Here is a 19698-nt window from a genome sequence, read left to right on the forward strand (position 1 = left end):
CCATCGCCCCATGACACATGTTTCGAGCAGTGAACGTCCCTCCGTAACGCTCGACAGGGCCGCCGAGGTGCTGGCGCCGGGTGACGACGGCTACGCCGAGGCCGCGACGACCCTGTTCGCGAAGGGCACGCCCGACCTGGTGATCCGTCCGCGCGACGCGGCCGGGGTGGCGGCGGCGCTGCGTTACGCGGCCGACACCGGCCTCGCCGTGACGGTGCGGTCCGGCGGGCACAGCATGGCGGGGCTGAGCGCGAGCGGCGGCGGCCTGGTCATCGACACGCGGCGGATCAGCGGCGTGCGCCTGCTGGACCCGTCCTCCGGGCGGGTGCGCGTCGGCGCGGGCGCGACCTGGGGCGCGGTGGCCGACGCCCTGCGCCCGCACGGGCTCGGGCTGACCGCCGGAGACACCAGGCAGGTCGGCGTCGGCGGGCTGACGCTCGGCGGCGGCATCGGCTGGATGGTTCGCAGGCACGGGCTGGCGATCGACAGCCTGGCGGCGGTCCAGATCGTCACCGCGGACGGCCGGCTGATCGGCGCGGACGCCGTCGAGCACGCCGACCTGTTCTGGGCGCTGCGCGGCGGCGGCGGCAACTTCGGCGTCGCGGTCGGCTTCGACTTCATCGCCCACCCGGTCACCTCCGTGCATTTCGGAATGATCACCTACCGGGCCGGTGACCTGCCGGAACTCATCGCCGGTTGGCGCGACCTGATGCGTGCGAGCGACGAGAGGCTGACCACGTCGCTGAGCTTCATGCCCGCGACGCCGGGCCATGCCGGAACCGTCACGCTGGCGTGCTGCTATGCAAGTCCGGACGGCGACGAGGCGGAGGAAGCGCTGCGTCCGTTCAGGGCACTCGCCCCGGTCACCTCCGACGGCGTCAAGGCCATGCCCTACGCCGACATCCTCGAAGACGTCACCTCGATGCCTCCCGGACTGCGAATGGAAGTGCGCAATACCTTCTTCACCACGTTCGACGACGCGCGCGTCGCCGCCGTCGACGAGCTGTTCAGCGGCGGCGGAGCGGCGGTCTCGCTGCGCGCCATGGGCGGCGCGGTCGCGCGCGTCGGCCGGGACGCGACGGCCTTCGCCCACCGCGACGCCGAGGTCATGGCGGCGGCCGCCTTCATGATCCCGGACGCGGCGCCGCCCGGCCTGCGGGACCGGGCGCTGCGCCGCTGGTCCCGGGTGAACGCGCTGGGCTCGGGCGCCTATGTCGGATTCCTCGGCTCGGCCGAACCCGCGGACGTCACCGCCGCCTACCCGCCGGACACCTACCGGCGCCTTGCCGCGGTCAAGGGCCGTTACGACCCCGCCAACGTTTTCCGACGTACGCACAACGTCCTCCCGTCCTGAAGGAGAACACCGAGGTTGCCGCCGCCCGTCCGGCCATGGCCGCAGACGGACTACGGAGAGGCCGAGTCCGGCCACGATCTGTCACCCGAATGCTTTCTGTGACACCTTTCGAGCGGGGCGTGGGCGAAGGGGGCTGGCATGGCGGTGGGCGGCGGCGGATCCGACAATATTGATCGTTTAGCGGCGACCACTTCGACGTCGACTCCGGCGGCGGGCCCGAACTGCGACGCGGAGGTGCTCCGCGCCCTTCTCGACTGGGAGGAGAACGGCGCCGACCCGGACGAGCGAATCGACGTGTTCGTCACTTTCGACGGCGATCCCGAGGCGCTGGCCGAAGCCGGTCTCGACGCCGGTCACGTCCACGGCGACCTCGTCACCGGGTCGATCGCCCTCGCCTACGTCGGCGGGCTCGCCGCGACGGCCGGCGTCCGCTGGGTGGCCGCGTCCGCGCGCACGCGGCTGCACATCGACCGCAGCATGAGCGAGATCAAGGCGACCACGCTCCGCGCCAGTTCGCCGCCGTACAACGCGGGCGGCGTCCCCGGACTCACTGGGAAAGGCGTCCTGGTCGGCATCATCGACAACCGCCTCACCGTCACCCATCCCACATTCAACGTGCCGAACATAACCCCGCCGAAGTCGCGCATCATCGGTTACTGGGACCAGTTCTCCACGCCCGGCGCGGGGCAGAAGCCGCCGAGCGGATTCGGATTTCCCGCCGGGTTCAACTACGGAGTCTGGTGGAACGAGGCCGCCGTCGCCGACGTCGTCGCGAACAACCGCATCGGCGCGATCTGGACGAGCGCCGAGTTCGACCACGGCACGCACGTCGCCGGTATCGCCGCGGGCAACGGGTCCGGAAGGGACGGCCTTTTCGCGCCGTTCACCTTCGTGGGCGTCGCGCCCGAGGCGGACATCGTCTTCGCCAATTCGGCCACGCTCGTCTCCAGCAGGGCCGTCAGCGAGGCGGTCGCGCTGTTCCACCAGATCGCGTCGCAGCGCGGGCCCGCGGGCGTCCCCTGCGTCATCAACATGAGCTTCGGCACGCACGAGGGGGCGCGCGACGGGTCGTCCGCGCTGGAGCTGGCGATCGACAAGCTCATGCACGACGCGAACGGCGATCCCGTCCCCGGGCGGGCGATCGTCGTCTCCGCAGGGAACGAGGGCGACGTCCGCCGCCACGGCCGCAAGACCATCAACGCCTTCGCCAACGTGTCGTTCCGGCTGGAGGTCGAAGAGATCGTCTTCCCCAACGGCACCAAACTGTCCGACGACCGCGTCGACGACCAGCTCTACTTCTGGTACGACGGCGCGGCGCGGATCGAGTTACGTGTCACCCCGCCCCGGTCGACCCCGAGCGCGTGGACGCAGCCCGGCCAGCAGAGCGTGATCTCCATCGGCGGGACGCCGGTCGCGACCGTCGTGTCCCCGCCGCAGCCCGACCCGAACAACGGCAAACGCAAGATCGACGTCACGCTCAAGGGCCCCGTCCGCAAGGGGACGTGGACGATCGAGCTGCACGAGATCGGCGGCACGGCCGGGACGGTCGACGTGTGGGTCGAGCGGGAGAACATCGACCTGTGGCCGCAGCTCGCGTTCGGCGACAACATCACCGACAACACGGTGACCTCGCCGTCCACGGCCCGCAGCGTCGTCGCGGTCGGCGCCTACGTGTCCGAGCCGGGGGCGAACTTCAGCGCCTACGGCTCGATCGCGGAGGGTTCGAGCCGCGGCCTGGACGCCGCGTCCGGGGTGCCGCCCGACCGGGTCCGGCCCCACCTCGTCGCGCCCGGCCGCCGCATCATCTCCTCCGCGGCCTCGCAGGAGACGCACCCGGACGACATCAAGGCCCGCTTCGGCGGGTGGCTGCTCAACCGCCACGTCATCTTCTCCGGGACGAGCCAGGCCGCACCGCACGTGACGGGAGTCATCGCGCTGATGTTCCAGAAGAACCCGACGCTCACCTACCGCGACGTGCAGCGGATCCTCGCCGCGACGACGAAGAAGGACCACATCCCGCCCGAGCTCGTCCTGCCCAACGCGGTGTGGGGCGCGGGCAAGCTCGACGCCGCGGCCGCGCTGGCGGCGACCCCGTGAGCGCGTCATGAGCGAGGCGGGAACGTTCGAACGGGTGGCGGCGCTGATCGGCGACGCCCTGCTGCCGCTCGCCAGGGCCCTCGCCGATCCGGGCGAGCTGCTGGTCGAGTTCGGCGTCGCGATCAACGACGACGCGCTCGCCGGGCTCGCGAGCGCCGCCGCCGGCACGGCCCGCGCGGTCGAGGACCTCGGCAACTTCGTCACCGCGCTGAACGTGGCGATCAAGGTCGACGACTCGATCGGGATCACGTCCAACGGAGCGGCGGTCGCGCAGCGGATCGACGCCGTCCTGAACGGGCTGGCGAGCGTGCAGACCGGCGTGACGGCGGCGCTGAACTCGCCTTCGGTCACGCCCGCGCAGCGCGTACGGGCCCAGGCACTGCTGAACGATCTGCCCGGCCGGATCGTCACCCGCCTGATCGTCGACCGGTTACGGGTGCGGCTGCCCAAGTTCACGATGCTGCTCGCCGCGTCCGGGCTGCTCGAAGGGCTCGACGTCCCGGGCGACGCGGCCGACCCCATGTTCCCGCCGCACTTCTCGTGGACGATCCGCTGGGACCGGATCGGACGCTTCCTCGGTCAACCGCTGTCGCTGCTCCGCGACGCCTACGGCCTCGGCACACCCGGCTTCGACGGGAAGGTGCTGCTCCAACTCCTCGCCCAACTGCTCGACACCGGGGACGGCCGTCTCGACCGTTCCTACATCGCCACCGGCGCGGGCGGTGTGGGCGCCGTCCTGTTCGGGCCTGGGCTCATCGTCGGCGTGCGCGACGGCGGCCTCGCCTTCCCGACCCGGCTCGGCATCACCGGCAAGGCGACGCAGAAGTTCCCGCTCGGCGAACGCACCGTGTTCAGCGTCGGCGTCGACGGCACGGTCACCGCGGGCTCGGAGGTGCGCCTCTCACCAGCGCTGGGCGTGACGATCGTGCCCCCGCAGGGTGCGCCCTCGGCCGCGCTCAACGCCACGGCCGCGTTCACCGTGGGCAAGGCCGGTGAGCCGATCACCGTCCTCGGCGACACGCGGCTCGGCGGGCTGACCTTCGAGACGGCGAGCCTCGCGCTGTCGCTCAACGCCAAGGCGAGCGCGGACGGCACCGCGACGGCGGAACCGTCCGCCCAGGTGGAGGTCACCGGCGGCCACCTCGTCATCGACCTGTCCGGCGCGGACGGCTTCATCGGCAAGCTCGTCGGCGCGAGGTTCGAGACCGGGTTCGACCTGCGGCTGCTGTGGACGCCCTCGGCCGGCGTCCGGCTGGAGGGCAGCGAGACGCTCGAACTCGCGCTGCCCCTGCACCTGAAACTCGGCCCGCTGGAGATCACGACACTGCACCTGAGCGTCGGCCTGCCCGCCGACGGCTCGCTGCCGATCGAGGTGTCCACCGACTTCAAGGGCGCGCTCGGACCGATCCAGGCGTCGGTCGAGCGCATCGGCATCGTTGCGAAGCCGCGCTTCCCGGCCGGGGGCGGCAACCTCGGCCCGGTCGACTTCGCGCTCGGGTTCAAGCCGCCGAAGGGCGTCGGCCTGGAGATCGACACCGGGATCGTGGTGGGCGGCGGATACCTGTCGTTCGACCCGGACCGGGGCGAGTACTCCGGCGCGCTGGAGCTCGAGTTCGCCGGGTTCATCGACGTCAAGGCGATCGGGCTGATCAGCACGCGGATGCCGGACGGCAGGCCGGGCTTCTCGCTGCTGATCGTCCTCACCGCCGAGTTCGGCGGCGGCGGGATCCAGCTCGGGTTCGGGTTCACCCTGCTCGCGGTCGGCGGCATCCTCGGCCTGAACCGCCGGATGGACCTCGCGGCGCTCGTCGAGGGGGTGGCGAGCGGGGCGATCGAGTCCGTGATGTTCCCGCGCGACGTGGTCGCGAACGCGCCGCGGATCATCAGCGACCTGCGGAGGTTCTTCCCGCCGGAGGACGGCCGGTTCCTCGTCGGGCCCATGGCGAAGATCGGCTGGGGCACGCCGGCGCTGGTCAGCGTCTCGCTCGGCGTGATCATCGAGATCCCGCCGGGCAACATCGCCATTCTCGGCGTGCTGAAATGCGTCCTGCCGAGCGAGGACGTGCCGCTGCTCAAGCTCCAGGTCAACTTCATCGGCGCGTTCGAGGTCGACAAGTCGCGGCTGTGGTTCTACGCGCAGCTGGTCGACTCCCGCGTCCTGACCATCACCATCGACGGCGGGATGGGCCTGCTCATCAACATGGGCGACGATCCCGACTTCGTCCTCTCGGTCGGTGGGTTCCACCCGTCGTTCAAACCGCCGCCGCTGCCGTTCCCGATCCCGCCGCGCGTGTCGCTGGACATCCTGAACGCGCCGGGACGCCTCATCCGGGTGTCCGGCTATTTCGCGGTCACCAGCAACACCGCCCAGTTCGGCGCGAAGGCGGAACTGCGGCTCGGCTTCGACGACTTCGGCATCGAGGGGCACCTCGCCTTCGACGCGCTCTTCCGGTTCTCGCCGTTCGCGTTCGTCATCGAGATCTCCGCGGGCGTCTCGCTGAAGGCGTTCGGGGTCGGCCTGTTCAGCATCGACCTGCGCTTCCAGCTGGAGGGCCCGTCACCGTGGCGGGCGCACGGCCGCGGCTCGATCTCCCTGCTGTTCTTCGAGATCTCCGCCGACTTCGACATCTCGTGGGGCGAGGAGCGCACCACCACGCTGCCGCCGGTCGCGGTGCTCGAACTGCTGGAGCGCGAGGTCCGCAAGCCCGAGGGCTGGCAGACCCGGCTCCCGGCGGGCGGCACGAACCCGCTGGTCACGCTGCGGCGGCTGCCCGAGGGCGACGAGCTGGTGCTGCATCCGCTCGGCACGCTGTTCATCCATCAGCGGGCCGTGCCGCTCGACGTCCGGATCGACCGGGTCGGCGCGCAGCGGCCGAGCGACGGCAAGCGGTTCAGCGTCGCGCCGGTCGCGGGCAGCGGGCTGGAGCGGGCGTCGGTCACGGACGACCAGTTCGCCATGGCCCAGTTCCAGGACATGGACGACGCGGCGAAGCTGTCCCGTCCCGCGTACGAGAAGCAGGACGCCGGGATCGAGCTGACCGCCGAGAAGGGCGCGATCGCCTCGCCGCGCGTGGTCCGGCGCAGCGCGCGCTACGAGATGCACATCATCGACAGCAGGCCGCCGAGACCGGCCGCGGCACGCATGGCCGCCGCGGACGCACCCGCCGCACGCCGCACGCCGAAGCTTTACAGCCCGCCTCCGGCGGTGTTCGGCCAACTGCTGGAGGGCAGCAGCACCGCGCGTTCGCCGCTCTCGCAGCGGGAGGCACGGCTGCGGCAGCCCTTCCCGGCGGACGAGACCGTCCGCGTCACCGGCGATCGCTTCGTCGTCGCCTACCGGCGCAACAACCGGCAGGCGTTCCCGCCCGCCGCGACGGGCTCCACCACGTCGAGCTTCCGCAGCGCGGCGACCGCCGCCGACGCCATGGCCGACTGGATCCGCGCCGACCCGACGCTCGCCGGGCAGGTGCACGTCCTGCCGCAGGCCGAGGTCGGCGGGGGCGCGGCGGCCCAGCCGGGGACGTGGTCGGTGGCGGGCCCGCCGCCGTCCGCCGTCGCGGGCGCCGACGCGGTCCGGCTGACCGGCGGCAAGGTGCTCGTCGCGGGCGGAGCCGACGCCACCGGGAAGGCCGTGGCGACCGCCGCCCTGTACGACCCGGTCGCGGCGGCCTGGGCGGACGCGACCCCGCCGCTGGCGACGGCCCGGCGGCGGCACACGACGACGAAGCTCGCGGACGGCCGGGTCGTGGTCGCGGGCGGGCTCGGCGCCGACGGCGCGCCGCTGGCCTCGGCCGAGATGTTCGAGCCGGTGGCCGCCGCGTGGAGCACTCCGCAGGGCCTGCACACCGCCAGGCACGGCCATTCCGCCACGGCGACGGGCGACGGGCTGCTCGTCGCGGGCGGCACCGGAGCCCGCGGCGCGGCGCTCGCGTCGGCCGAGCTGTACGACCCCGACACCGCCACCTGGGCCGAGGTCGCGCCGATGGGCTGCGCCCGCACCGGCCACCAGGCGGTCCCGATCGGCGGCAGGGTGCTCGTCATCGGCGGCGCGCTGCCGACCGGCGAGGGCGAGCGCGCCCTCGCGTTCTGCGAGATCTACGACCCGGCCGCCAAGACGTGGACGCCGACCGGCAGCCTGCTCACGCCGCGGAAGGGCCACCAGGCGACCGTGCTGAGCGACGGCCGGGTGCTGGTGACCGGGGGAGACGCGGTGCCGTCCGTGCCGTACCGCGTGGACGGCCTGGCGTCCGCCGAACTGTACGACCCGGCCACCGGCGCCTGGACGCGCGTCGCCGACCTCCCCGGCGGCGGCCGCAGCGGGCACCGGAGCGTCCTGACGCCCGCCGGTGTCGTCGTGATCGGCGGGACGGGACGGGCCCGCGCGACCGCCGGTTACCGCGACGCCGTCGTCTTCGACCCCGGCTCCGGCGCCTGGACGGCCACCGGCCGCCTCGGCACCGGCCGCTGGGACTTCCCGGCCGTCGACCTGGCGGATGGCCGGGTGCTCGTGGCGGGCGGCCTGGCCCTGGCCGGGGCCGCCGCGCCCGGCCCCGATCCCGCCGAACTCGCCGCCACCGCCGAGATCTACCTCCCCTGAGGAAGGGTGTGACGAGATGACCGCTGCCACGCTGGCGGCCGCCGACGCCTGGTCGTCAGCTCCGGACTACGTCGCGGCGGTGAGCTGGTCCGGCCAGCACGACGCCGCCGTGGTCCTCAAGGACGGCAAGAAGGTGCTGGTCGCGGGCGGTGCGGACGCCGCGTCCGCCGCCGTGCGGCAGAGCGCCGTGTTCGACCTCGAGCAGGGCACGTGGTCGGCGCCCGTCCTGCTCGGCTCGGCCCGGCAACTGCACGCCCTGACCCTGCTGCCGAGCGGGAAGGTACTGGTCACCGGCGGCAGGGGCGGTCCCGGCGCGCCCGCGCTGGCCACCGCCGAGCTGTACGACCCGGCGCAGGGCACCTGGACGGCGACCGCGCATCCGATGGCCGCCGCCCGCTGGGGGCACAGCGCGGTGCTGCTGTCGAACGGCCAGGTCCTCGTCGCGGGCGGCAGTACGACCAGGTCGGGCGGCACGGTGACGGCGGTGCGCTCGGCCGAGCTGTTCGACCCGGCGGACGAGACGTGGACCGCCGCGAAGGACATGACCGACGCCCGCACCGGGCACACCGCCGTCGTCCTCCAGGACGGCAAGAAAGTCCTCGTCTGCGGCGGAAGCGTCCCGGTGGGGACGGGCGACGACCCGGCGCTGGCGTTCTGCGAGCTCTACGACACCGACGCCAAGACCTGGACGCCGACCGGCAGCCTGCGCCATCCGCGCAGCGCGCACACCGCGACGGCGCTGTCCGCGACCAGCGTGCTGGTCGCCGGTGGCAGCGCGCCCGGAGCGTCCGGCGACGGCGGCTTCGACCCGTTCGCCCGCGCCACAGCCGAGGTGTACGACCTGACCCAGGGGACCTGGCAGGAGACCGCGCCGATGCCCGCCGGACGATCGTCGCACCGCGCGGTCTCGCTCGGCTCGGGGAAGGTCCTGGTGGTCGGCGGCGCCGACGACCTCCACGACGAGGCGGGCTACCGCAGCGCCCTGGAGTACTCCGCCGGAGCCTGGACGAAGGTGGCGGGCCTCGCCGAAGGGCGGTGGGGCTTCGCCGCCGCTGCCTCCGGCGCGAAGGTGCTCGTCGCGGGCGGCGTGGCCCGTACCGGGCTGGCGTCCGCCGCCGGGCAGGGCGCCGAGCTGACCAAGTCGTCCGAGCGGCGCGGGAGCGGTGCGTGAGCGCGAACGCCTACTCCTTCCTGCCCTGGCTGCGCACCGGCCTGACGACGCGGATCACCCAGCCGCCGGGCACCGCGCCCCGGGCCACGATCAACGTCCGGTTGAAGCTGACCGGGGACGCGCTCAAGGACGGCGACGACCCGCCCAGCCGCCTCGTCGAGCAGCCGTTGCAGATCTACGGCCCCGGCGACGTGATCGGCGTGGACCCGCGGGCGATCTCGCGGGTCGAGCCGCTGCCGTCCATCGCCACGTTCGAGCCCAACTACCTCGCGCACATCGAGTTCTACGACGAGGTCTTCCCGTGGCGGTACAGCCCCGCCCCGCCGGACGGCGGCACGAAGCGGCTGGCGCCGTGGCTCGCCTTGATCGTGCTGGCCGGGACCGAGTTCAAGGAGCAGCCCGGCGGCGGCCCCCTGCCGTCCATCAGCGTCACCGACCCGCGAGCGCTGCAACCGGCCGCCGAGCTGGGGGCGTGGGCGCACGTCCACGTCAACGGCGAACTCGACATCCCGCTCGCGATCGACGATCCGAACGACATGGGCGCGGCGCTGGCGAACCTCGGCCGGGTCCTGCGCGACGCGCCGGACAGCGCGTGCTCACGGGTGGTCTGCCCGCGCCACCTCTCGCCCAAGACGACCTACGACGCGTTCCTGGTGCCCGCGTTCGAGACGGGGCGGCGCGCCGGGCTCGGCCTCGCGCCGGGCGCGATCCCCGCGATGACGCCGAGCTGGGGCGTGCCGCAGACCGTGGCCACGGGCCAGTTGCCCTACTACCACCGCTGGTCGTTCACCACGGGCGAGGTGGGCGACTTCGAGTACCTCGTCCGGCTGCTGAAGCCGCTGGAGGCCAAGGAGCCGGTCGGCCGCCGGGACATGGACGCGCACCGCAGTCCCGGCTTCGGCCTGCCCGGCGTCACGACGCCGACCCAGCCGGACGGCGTGCTGAAGCTCGGCGGCGCGCTGCAACTGCCCGACTCCGACGCGAACCCCGACGAGTGGGAGAACTGGGACAACTACTACAAGCTGCGGCCGCCGCCCGCGCCGCAGTACCCGAACCAGTGGCAGCGGGCGATGGCCGGGCTGATCAACCTGGCCGAGGCGTACCAGCACCAGCCGCCGACGACGGCGAACGCCGCGCTCGCGCCGCACGTCTCCGGCCTCGCGGCGCAGCCCGACCCGGTGATCACGCCGCCGCTGTACGGGCGCTGGCACGCGCTCACGCCGCAGCTCCTCGTCGACGGCGACGGCCATCCGGTGAGCGACGACGTCCTGCGCGACTGGGTGCACCGGCTCAACCTCGACCCGCGCTTCCGGGTCGCCGCGCAGTTCGGGGCGCAGGTCGTCCAGAAGCGGCAGGACGAGCTGATGGACGCCGCCTGGAACCAGCTCGGCGAGGCCCAGCGGGCGAACGAGAGGATCCGGGCGGCGCAGCTTGCGCGCGAGGTCGGGAACCGCCTGCACGACAAGCACTTCGAACCGCCCGCCGTCCCCGCGGCGCCGCTCGCCGGCGACGCCGAGCCGCCGCCGCTGCCCTCGGCCAGGACGCTGACGCTGACCGCCCCCGCGCACGGACGAGTGGTCGAACGCGCCCCCGAGCGCGGTCTCGCCGCCCTCGGCGAAGGTCTCGCGGGCCTCGGCGAGCAGCTGGCGGTCGGGTTCAAGGTGGCGCGCAGCCGGGTCGCGGCGGCCCCGGTGTCCCCGGCGATGCGCCGGATCACCCGGCCGGGCTCGCGGCTGATGAGGACGCTCCAGTTCCCGGAGGTCAGGCCCGCCGAGACGCTCGTCTCGCGGATCGACGAGCTGGAGGTCACGGCCGCGTCCCCGAAGGGCACCCCGGCGGCCGTCGTCACCCCGGCGGAGCTGGACGCGCGGCTCCCGCCGAAGCCGCCCGGCGACCCGGTCGACGTCCTCGCCCGCAACCCGCTGTTCGAGCTGCGCGAGTACGGCGATGCCGCCACCACGCCGGTCGGGGACCACGACAGCGCGGAGGCCGCCGCCTACAAGGAGGCGCTGCGGGAGCTGTACGCGGGCTGGGGCGACGCCGCGACGGGCGGCCACGTCGAGGACCCGCCGAAGCTCGGCGTGGTCGACGCGACCGCCGACATGATGACCGGCCTGCGCTCGGACAAGACCGTCGTCGACAACCTGATCGCCTCGATGAACCTGCCGGAGCGCCTCAGGCCCGTGAGCGGCGAGCTGACCGAGCTGACCGAGGTCATGGCCTACCCGGTGTTCGACATGCCGATGTACGAAGACCTGCTGAAGATGTCGGTGGACACCTTCGTGCCGAACCTCGGGCTGATCCCGGCGAACTCGATCACCCTGCTGGAGAACAACCGCCGGTTCATCGAGTCGTATCTGGTCGGGCTCAATCACGAGATGGCGCGGGAGATGCTCTGGCGCGAATTCCCGACCGACATGCGCGGCACGCCGTTCAGGCAGTTCTGGGACCCGAGGGCGGCGATGTCCCAGCCGGGCGAGTCCACGGCGAAGCGGCGCGAGCGGCTGTACGACATCCCGCCGATCCACAAGTGGAGCACGACCACTCCGCTGGGCGGGAACAGCCGCCGGAAGAACGACCTCGTGCTGCTCATCCGTGGCGAGCTGCTCAAGAAGTATCCGAACGCGGCGATCTACGCGCACAAGGCCGTCTGGCCCCTCGTGCGCGGCGTGCCCGACACCAGCGGCGAGCGCGAGCTCGCGAAGCTCCCGGAGAACCTGCCCCCGCCGCCGGACCTGGTCAAGCTGCCGATCTACGAGGCCAAGGTCGAGCCGGACGTCTACCTGCTCGGCTTCGACCTCGACGCCGACGAGGCGCGCGGGAAGGGCGGCGACCTCGGCTGGTTCTTCGTGATCAAGGAGCGTCCGGGCGAGCCGCGGTTCGGCGTGGACGAGGCGCAGCCCGGCGGCCCGGTCCCCGTCGAGGTGTGGAACGACCTGACGTGGGACGGCGTGGACCCGCACGACCGGCACCGCTTCATCCAGTTCGACGCCGACATCAAGGTCGTGCTCGCCGAGTTCAACGGCGACGAGGACGACCAGGAGAAGGCGGAGCAGCGCCGGGACGACGAAAAGATCCTCGTGGGCTGGCGGTCCGACATCAGTTCGGCGGACGTCGCCTACATCCTCTTCCAGGCACCGGTCCTGGTGGCCGTACACGCGCAGGAGATGCTGCCGGATGCCCGTCCTAAGCCTTGACTTCCCGGTGCTGCTCGGCCCGGTCCGCGTGGAGACGCGGTTCACCCGCGACGAGCTGCTGGTCCGGGTCTTCCCCGACGAGTGGGCGATCGACAAGTTCGAGCCCCGCCCCACCCGCGCCGAACTCGCCGCGCTGGACGCCTACTGGACGGGGCTGTGGGCGTCCGGCGGGGCGGCGGTGGGGGAGCAGGCCGCCTGGCACGAACTGGTGGCCCGCGTCCCGGCCGGACGCGCCGGATGGCTGCTGCAAGGCCACGGTCCGGCCAACCCGGCGGACCGTCCGACCGGGGTGCCGCCGACGACGACCGTCCTGGTGATCGTCAGCGCCGCGCCGCCCGCGGCGAACGACCGCCAGCCCGCCGTCGCGTACTGGACGGCCGTCTGGCGCGCGCACGGCGACCGCGCCAAGCTGCGGGACGCCGACATCGCGCTGCTCGCGGCGGTCGGGAAGACCCGGGCCGACGCGATCCGGGCCCGCCGTCCACAGGGTGTGGACAGCGCGCCGGTCACCAGCGGCGACGACGTCGTGGTGTCGTTCCTCGTCCTGCCGCCGCCCGCCGCCGACCAGATCGCGCCGCAGTCCTGGACGGTCGCCGCGAAGGCGACGCTGCTGCCCGACCGGTTCGTCGCGTTCGGGTACGTGAACGGCACGCAGGTGTTCTCGAAGCCCGGCGGCCCGGTGCGGGCGGAGCTGGCGGTCAGCCCCGACCCGGGCGAGGCGAAGGCGAACCAGCTCAGGATCGACGAGACCACGGGCGCGTTGACCGTGCCGCCCGCGCTGCGCTGGCTGACCGACTTCAACGAGGCCGTCAACGCCGGGATGGGGATCCGGATCCCCCTCCAATCCGCGTTCCAGAACGGCGTCGACCGGCTCGTCGTGCTGGGCCTGCGGGAGCAGGTCACACCGGAGCAGTCCGCGACGGCGCTCGGCGGGCTGCTCACTCGCCAGCTCCGCAGCCCGGCCGGGTTCAGCCTGCTGCCGCAGGGCACGCCGACGAACAACACCGAGCAGGCCCCGGCGGGTCAGGACGCCAAGGCCGAGGCGGAGGCGGGGTTCGCGACGGCGGCCGGGTTCGCCGCCACCGCCGCCGACTGGACGACGAAGACCGACGGCGAGTGGTTCGCCGAGCTGCTCGGCCTCGACCCGGCGGTGCTCGCCGGGGTGCCGAACGCCGAGGGCACCGACCGCCGCGACGCGCGGGCCGCGCACACCGCGCTGTGGCCCGCGACCTGGGGCTACTACCTGCGGTCGCTGCTCAATGGTGTGCTCGGTGACGACCAGATCGCGCAGACCAGGTCGTTCTTCCTCGCGCACGTGTCCGGACGCGGCCCGCTCTCCGCCGTGAAGATCGGCCGCCAGCCGTACGGGATCCTGCCGACGACCGTGTTCTCCCGGCTGGCCTGGCCGGACGCGGCGAAACACCGCAAGGCGCTGAACGTCGTCCTCACGGAGGCGTCGAAGGACTGGCACAACGCGCTCGCACACGTCACCCACCTGGACGGCACGGCCGACGACCCGCACCAGGCGCTCCTGGACATCCTTGCGCTCCACCCGACGTCGGCGGAGTTCCACCAGCGCTACGCGCAGAGCGTCGAGGACGTCTTCAACCGCGAGAACCTCCGCGCGCTCGGCCCCCAGGTGAAGGACGCCCTGGAGCGCCAGCTGACCATGCCGCAGCCGATCCGCGCGCTGCTCGCCCGGTTCGGCCGTCCGACGAGCGACCCGGCGGCCGACCCCGACCTGCTGCGGCGGCTGTTCACCGACGTCCACCATCCGCTGCTGGCCCCGCTGGTCGACGACCGTCCGCTGTCGGAGACCGATCCGATCCGCGCGTACACCGGCGACGGCCGCAACTACCTGAGCTGGCTCGCCGACAACGCCCGCGACGACCTGGACAAGGTGCGCGAGGAGAAGGGCTTCCTCGACAACCTGCCGCCGTCCGCGCTGCTGTACCTGCTGGCGCGGCACGCGGTGCTGCTCGGCTGGGCGGAGGCCGCGCGGCGGCTCGCCCTCGCCACGCCGGGCGTCGCGGCGCCCGACGCGCGGGACGCGCCGTTCGTGCACATCAAGATCCCCAGACCGGGCCAGACGATCTTGAGCGAGAGCCGGTACCGCACGCTCTACTCGACCGACCCGGCGATGACCGGCGGCCAGTCCGTGCTGGTGCACGAGTACCTCCGCACGGTGCTCGGCACCCACCCGGCCACGGCGGAACTCGACGAGCAGACCAAGGCGCTCGGCCTGCTCGCCGGGCTGCCCACCGCGCGGCTGGAGCGGGTGCTCGCCGAGCACGTCGACTGCGCCACCTACCGGCTCGACGCCTGGCGGCTCGGGCTGGCGAACGAGCGGCTGGCCGAACTGCGGTACGGCCCCGGCGGCACGGACGCCCCGAAGCGCGGCGTCCATCTCGGCGCGTACGGCTGGCTGGAGAACGTCGCCCGGCGGACGAGCGACGAGGTCGACCACGTCACGCCGCCCGCCGACCTCGCGACCGTGTTCGGGACCGCGCCGATCCCGCTCGACCCGGCCAACGGCGGCTACGTCCACACGCCGTCGCCCGCCCACGCCCGCACGGCCGCCGTGCTCCGCGCCGGATACCTGGCCAACAGGACGCCGGACACGAGCGCGTTCGCGGTGAACCTCAGCTCCGAGCGCGTCCGGCTCGCCCTCACGATCCTGGACGGGATGCGCCAGGGCCAGTCGCTCGGCGCGCTGCTCGGCTACCGCTTCGAGCGCGGCCTGCACGACCGCCGCGCCGGGCTCGACCGGTACATCGCCGGGCTCCGGCTGAAGTTCCCGCTCCGCGCCAACAAGATCGACGAGACCGTCCCGGCGCCGGACGATCCCGCCCGGCCGCGCCGCGTCGAACAGGTCGAGGCCCGCAACGTGATCGACGGGCTGGCGCTGCTCCGGCACGTCAACGCGCTGCCCGCGGCCGACCAGCCCTACCCGTTCGGCTTCACCGACCTGCAACCCGCCGACGCGGGCGTGGTCGGCGACATCGGCAAGGAGATCGACGCGCTCCGCGACGTGCACGACGCGCTCGCCGACCTCGCCGTGGCCGAAGGCACCCACCAGGCGTTGCAGGGCCATCCCGAACGCGCCGCGGCGACGCTGGACGCCTACGCAAAGGAGGGCGTCGCGCCCGCACCGTCCGTCGTGGAGACGCCGCGCAGCGGCACCACCCTGACGCACCGCCTCGGCCTCCAGCTCATGGCGGGCCGCCCGCCCGGCAGCGGAGCGCCGCGCGGCATGGCCGAGCCGGGCGTGAACGCCTGGCTGCCCGCCGTCCTGCCGAACCCCACGTCGGTGGCCGCGCTGGTGACCTGGCGGGATCCGGGCGACGGCACGAAGAAGCAGCGGCTCGTCACCCAGCAGGAGACCGGGCTCGAACCGATCGACCTGCTCTGGGCGCTGCGCCCGGCCGACGAGGCCGCGATGACCGACCTGGACGACCGGATCCTCGGCGTCGTCATCGAGCAGGCGAAGCCGCGCCCGGACGTCGAGCTGACGATCGAGTACACCACCCGCATCTCCGACCAGAACGGCCCCGGATTCGCCGGGAAGATCGGCTTCTTCGAGCTGTCCCCGCTGGTCGCGGCCCTGCGGACGCTGCTGACGACCGCGCGGCCGCTGCGTCCGAGCGACCTGGCCCCGGCCGCCGGGAGCGCGCCGCCCGACCGGGCCGCGGACGACGCCGTGTCGCTGCCGCGCGAACGTCCGGCCAAGGTCCTGGACGCCCTGACCGACCTGAGCGACGACGTCGCCGACTTCATCGCCGACCTCGGGCCGCTGTACCCCGAGGGCGCTGACCCGGCCCGCGCCGCGCTGGTCAGCGGGATCGACACGTTCCTCACCCGGTACGCGAAGCTGACCGTGACGGCGGGCGGGTTCGGGCTCGTGCGCAGCGGGTGGGGCGAGCTGGCGCTGTGGCGGCGCGGGGTGTTCACCGCCGTCCTGGCCGCCGTCGCCGAGGTCGCCGCGCGGATGACCCGCGCGCTCGCCTCCGCCGACGCGCTGCTCGACCAGTACGACCACCTGCCGGCGTCCACGCCCGCCGAGCAGCGGTTCACGATCCTCCAGCAGGCCGAGGGGCTGCTCACCACCAAGCCGGGCCCGCGGCCATCGACCCCGCGCGAGCTGCGCGACCGGGTCGGCCGCCTGCGCTCCCGCTTCGCCGACCGCCTCAAAGACCTGAACCAGATCGCCAAGACTCAGAAGACGACGTTGAGCGGCCTGCTCGGCGACGTCGCGGCGCTCCTGCCGCTGACCGACGTCGATCCGGCCGGGCTGGACCTCGCGCCCTTCCAGGACCAGGTCGTCGCGTACGGCAGGGACCTGCTCACCCGCGCGGGGCGGTTGAAGGACGAGCTGTCCGCGCGCGGCGACACCGCGACCAAGGCGCTGGCCGTCTACGACAAGGCGATCCCCGGGCCCGACCGGGTGGGCGCCGCGATCGACGCGCTCAAGGCGCTGCTCGGCGAGGACGTCCTCGCCGTGCCCCAGTTCACCCCGCCCGGCCCGCTCCTCCAGCAGTGGAGCAAGGCGCGCAACGACGGTGACAAGCTCGTCGCGCACCTCTCGCCCGCCCGCGACTTCCCGGTCGACGACTGGCTGCACGGGATGGCCCGCATCAGGGAGAAGCCGCGGCTGTGGGAGAAGACCCTAATGCTCGCCAGCGGGCTGCTCGGGCCCGGCGGGCTGCTCGGCGTCCTCGGCTGGAAGGAGCCGCCGCTGACGCCCGTCCAGTTCCCGTACGTCGCGGGCGACCACTGGCTGGCCATGGAGTTCGCGAAGGACCCGAATCTGCCCGACCAGCTCGCCGAGGACCGGCTGCTGTTCACCGCGCACTACACCGCCCCGCTGAACGGCGACCAGTGCGGGCTGGTGTTCGACGAGTGGACCGAGGTGATCCCGGCCGAGCGCGAGACCACCGGCATCGCGGTCCACTACGACGGCCCGGACGCCGAACCGCCGCAGGCGATGCTCCTCGTCGTCCCGCCGGTGCGCGACCCCGCCGGGCGCTGGACGCCCGCCGACCTCGTCGACGCGATCACCGAGACCTTCGAGCTGGCGAAGACCCGGGCCGTCGAACCGGGACACCTCGACGGGACGGCGTACGCGCACATGCTCCCCGCCACCGTGATGTCGGCGACCCGGCGGCAGATCACCGTCGGCACCGACCTCGCGATCGCCAACCTGCGCTGGAAGGCCGCCCATGAGTGAGCCGAACCCCGTCCCCCTGACGTTCGCCGACGAACTGGCCCGGCGCCTCCACCCGACCGTGGGCGTGTGGAACCGGCTGGAGGGACGTCCCCGCACCGCCGACTTCGAGCGGGCGCTGCGCGTCGAGGTCCGCGACCCGCTGTGGATGCTCACCCGGCAGTGGCAGCTCGGCGAGTTCCGCGGGACGGACGGCGGCTCGCCGGTCACCGCCACCTACTCGGTCGGCCCGTCCCGGCCCACCCGGTTCCGGCCGTCCGGCGGCCCGCCCGAGGACCTGCCCACCGACCGGCCGCTGGAGACGATGGCCGAGCGGCGGCCGCTGCCGTTCGCGTTCGGCGCCGAGGAGATCGCCTTCGACCTGCGCCTGATGATCGGCCACCGGTGGCTGAAGCTGCTCGGCAAGAACAACCTGCTCGGCCTCGACCTCTTCCGCTTCGAGAAGCAGTACGTCGACAAGTACCCCATCGAGCTGCCGGACGCCGAACACCCACGGGACGAGGACACCGCCCGTCTCGCGCATCCCGAGGTCTGGGCGACGTTGCAGACGATCGCCGGCCGCCGGATGGACGGCTACCTCCTCTACCGGCACGTCAAGGACGGCGGGAACGCCGCCGACGGCATCAACGGGCTGCTGCACCGCACCACGCTCAACAATCTCGGCAAGCGGCTCGTCGCCTGGTTCGACGCACTCATCGACCAGCCGACCGGGGTCACCGCCGAGCGTCCGGACGGGGACGCCACCTGGGACCCGCGCCGTCTCGAACACCGCTTCTCCGTCTCCGCCTCGATGCCCGGCGGACGCGAGAAGGTCGTCACCGCCCAGGAGTACCCCGGCGGCGAACTCGACTGGCACGCCTTCTCCGTCGACCCCGGAGACCCCCTCGGCGGGACGAAGCCGCCCGAGAAGACGCTCAGCCGCACGGTCTTCCCGGCCCCGGTCCGCTACTCGGGGATGCCGCTGCCGCGCTGGTGGGCGATCGAGGACGGGCGCACCAACTTCGCCGCCGTCCGTCCGGACAGCACCGACCTCGCCCGGCTGATCTTCCTCGAATTCGCGCTGGTGTTCAGCAACGACTGGTACCAGCTGCCCTGCGACCTGCCCGCGGGCACCCTGAACAGGATCCGCGGCCTGGTCGTCACGGACGTCTTCGGCGAGAAGCTCTGGATCACGCCCGCCGGGGCGGGCGACGACGAGGACCGGCGGCGCTGGTCGATGTTCACCCTGGACACCATCGGCTCCGAGCACGTCCCCGCGGACACCGACCTGCTGCTGCCGCCGAGCGTCCCGAAGGTCGCCGAGGGCCCGCCGCTGGAGGAGGTCCTGCTGATCCGGGACGAGAACGCCAACCTCGTCTGGGGCATCGAGCAGACCGTGCGGACGCCGACCGGCGAACCGCGCCGCGGCGGCGAGGCCGCCGCCGACGCCCTCCGCTTCCGCCGGCGCCACGCCCCACCGCCGCCCCCCGCCGACCCGCCGCGCGCCCCGATCTCCTACCAGGCGATGAACACCATCCCCGAGCACTGGATCCCGTTCATCCCTGTGCACGTCCCGGGCGACAACCGGGAGATCCAACTCCAGCGCGCCGCGATGCCCAGCGTCGTGGACGGCAAGCCCGTCCCCGCCCGCACCACCCTCCTGCGCTACGGCTTCGACGCGGCGAAGCCGTACTTCGTGAACGAGGAGGAGGTACCGCAGGCGGGCACCCGGCTGTCCGTCGCGTTCAACCGGACCCGCTGGCGGGACGGCCGCGTCGTGCTGTGGCTCAGCGCCCAACGCGGCGTCGGCCGCGGCGAAGGCTCCAGCGGCCTCCGCTTCGACACCCTGACCGACACCCCACCCCCACCCGCATAGGCGGTGCTGGGGATCGCGCGGCGGCCGTTGGGGCGGACGCGCTGGTGTTCGGCCGGTCGCGTCAGGGACGCCGGAGTTCGGACCTCTGAAGCCCATATCCGTTCGTTGGCCGGATCTTGCCGGTGGAACGGTTGAACCTGCCGGAGGCGGGGCTCGTGCCCACTCCAGAGATGGCGATCAGCCACTTCCGGAAGGGAATCGCA

7 protein-coding genes are annotated in these 19698 nt (G+C 73.2%); all 7 read left to right on the forward strand.

The annotated features are described in order from the left end of the window. The first annotated feature begins 10 nt into the window (after positions 1-10). The 7 genes from FXF68_RS13400 to FXF68_RS13430 all read left to right on the forward strand — a co-directional run bounded on the left by FXF68_RS13400 (position 11) and on the right by FXF68_RS13430 (position 19495). The gene (locus FXF68_RS13400) at positions 11-1354 is read left to right on the forward strand and encodes an FAD-binding oxidoreductase (protein WP_148759218.1); all 1344 of its coding nucleotides are present in this window, start codon (positions 11-13) and stop codon (positions 1352-1354) included. A gap of 138 nt (positions 1355-1492) precedes the next feature. Next, a complete protein-coding gene (locus tag FXF68_RS13405) occupies positions 1493-3451 on the forward strand; it encodes a S8 family serine peptidase (protein ID WP_148759219.1) in 1959 nt (652 codons plus the stop codon). Positions 3452-3458: 7 nt separating this feature from the next. After that, positions 3459-8048, forward strand: a complete 4590-nt coding sequence (locus FXF68_RS13410) for a DUF6603 domain-containing protein (protein WP_148759220.1) — start codon at positions 3459-3461, stop codon at positions 8046-8048. 16 nt (positions 8049-8064) lie between these two features. Then, positions 8065-9219, forward strand: coding sequence for a Kelch repeat-containing protein (locus FXF68_RS13415; protein ID WP_148759221.1), 1155 nt, complete (start codon positions 8065-8067; stop codon positions 9217-9219). Continuing rightward, positions 9216-12416, forward strand: coding sequence for a hypothetical protein (locus tag FXF68_RS13420; RefSeq protein WP_148759222.1), 3201 nt, complete (start codon positions 9216-9218; stop codon positions 12414-12416). Before FXF68_RS13415 ends, FXF68_RS13420 begins: the two co-directional genes overlap by 4 nt. After that, on the forward strand, positions 12397-17643 hold the full coding sequence (locus FXF68_RS13425; RefSeq protein WP_148759223.1) for a hypothetical protein: 5247 nt from the start codon (positions 12397-12399) through the stop codon (positions 17641-17643). The genes FXF68_RS13420 and FXF68_RS13425 overlap by 20 nt, the downstream gene beginning before the upstream one ends. Further along, positions 17636-19495: a hypothetical protein gene (locus FXF68_RS13430; protein WP_148759224.1), complete on the forward strand. Its 1860-nt coding sequence runs from the start codon at positions 17636-17638 to the stop codon at positions 19493-19495. The genes FXF68_RS13425 and FXF68_RS13430 overlap by 8 nt, the downstream gene beginning before the upstream one ends. Positions 19496-19698: the final 203 nt, after the last annotated feature.

This window comes from Actinomadura decatromicini (assembly GCF_008121305.1).
In the GTDB taxonomy this organism is placed as follows: domain Bacteria; phylum Actinomycetota; class Actinomycetes; order Streptosporangiales; family Streptosporangiaceae; genus Spirillospora; species Spirillospora syzygii.

Bases quoted from the DNA above. Each gene is read 5' to 3' on its own strand.
- FXF68_RS13400 (WP_148759218.1), top strand. From the start codon at position 11: ATGACACATGTTTCGAGCAGTGAACGTCCCTCCGTAACGCTCGACAGG.
- FXF68_RS13430 (WP_148759224.1), top strand. From the start codon at position 17,636: ATGAGTGAGCCGAACCCCGTCCCCCTGACGTTCGCCGACGAACTGGCC.
- FXF68_RS13405 (WP_148759219.1), top strand. From the start codon at position 1,493: ATGGCGGTGGGCGGCGGCGGATCCGACAATATTGATCGTTTAGCGGCG.
- FXF68_RS13415 (WP_148759221.1), top strand. From the start codon at position 8,065: ATGACCGCTGCCACGCTGGCGGCCGCCGACGCCTGGTCGTCAGCTCCG.
- FXF68_RS13410 (WP_148759220.1), top strand. From the start codon at position 3,459: ATGAGCGAGGCGGGAACGTTCGAACGGGTGGCGGCGCTGATCGGCGAC.
- FXF68_RS13425 (WP_148759223.1), top strand. From the start codon at position 12,397: ATGCCCGTCCTAAGCCTTGACTTCCCGGTGCTGCTCGGCCCGGTCCGC.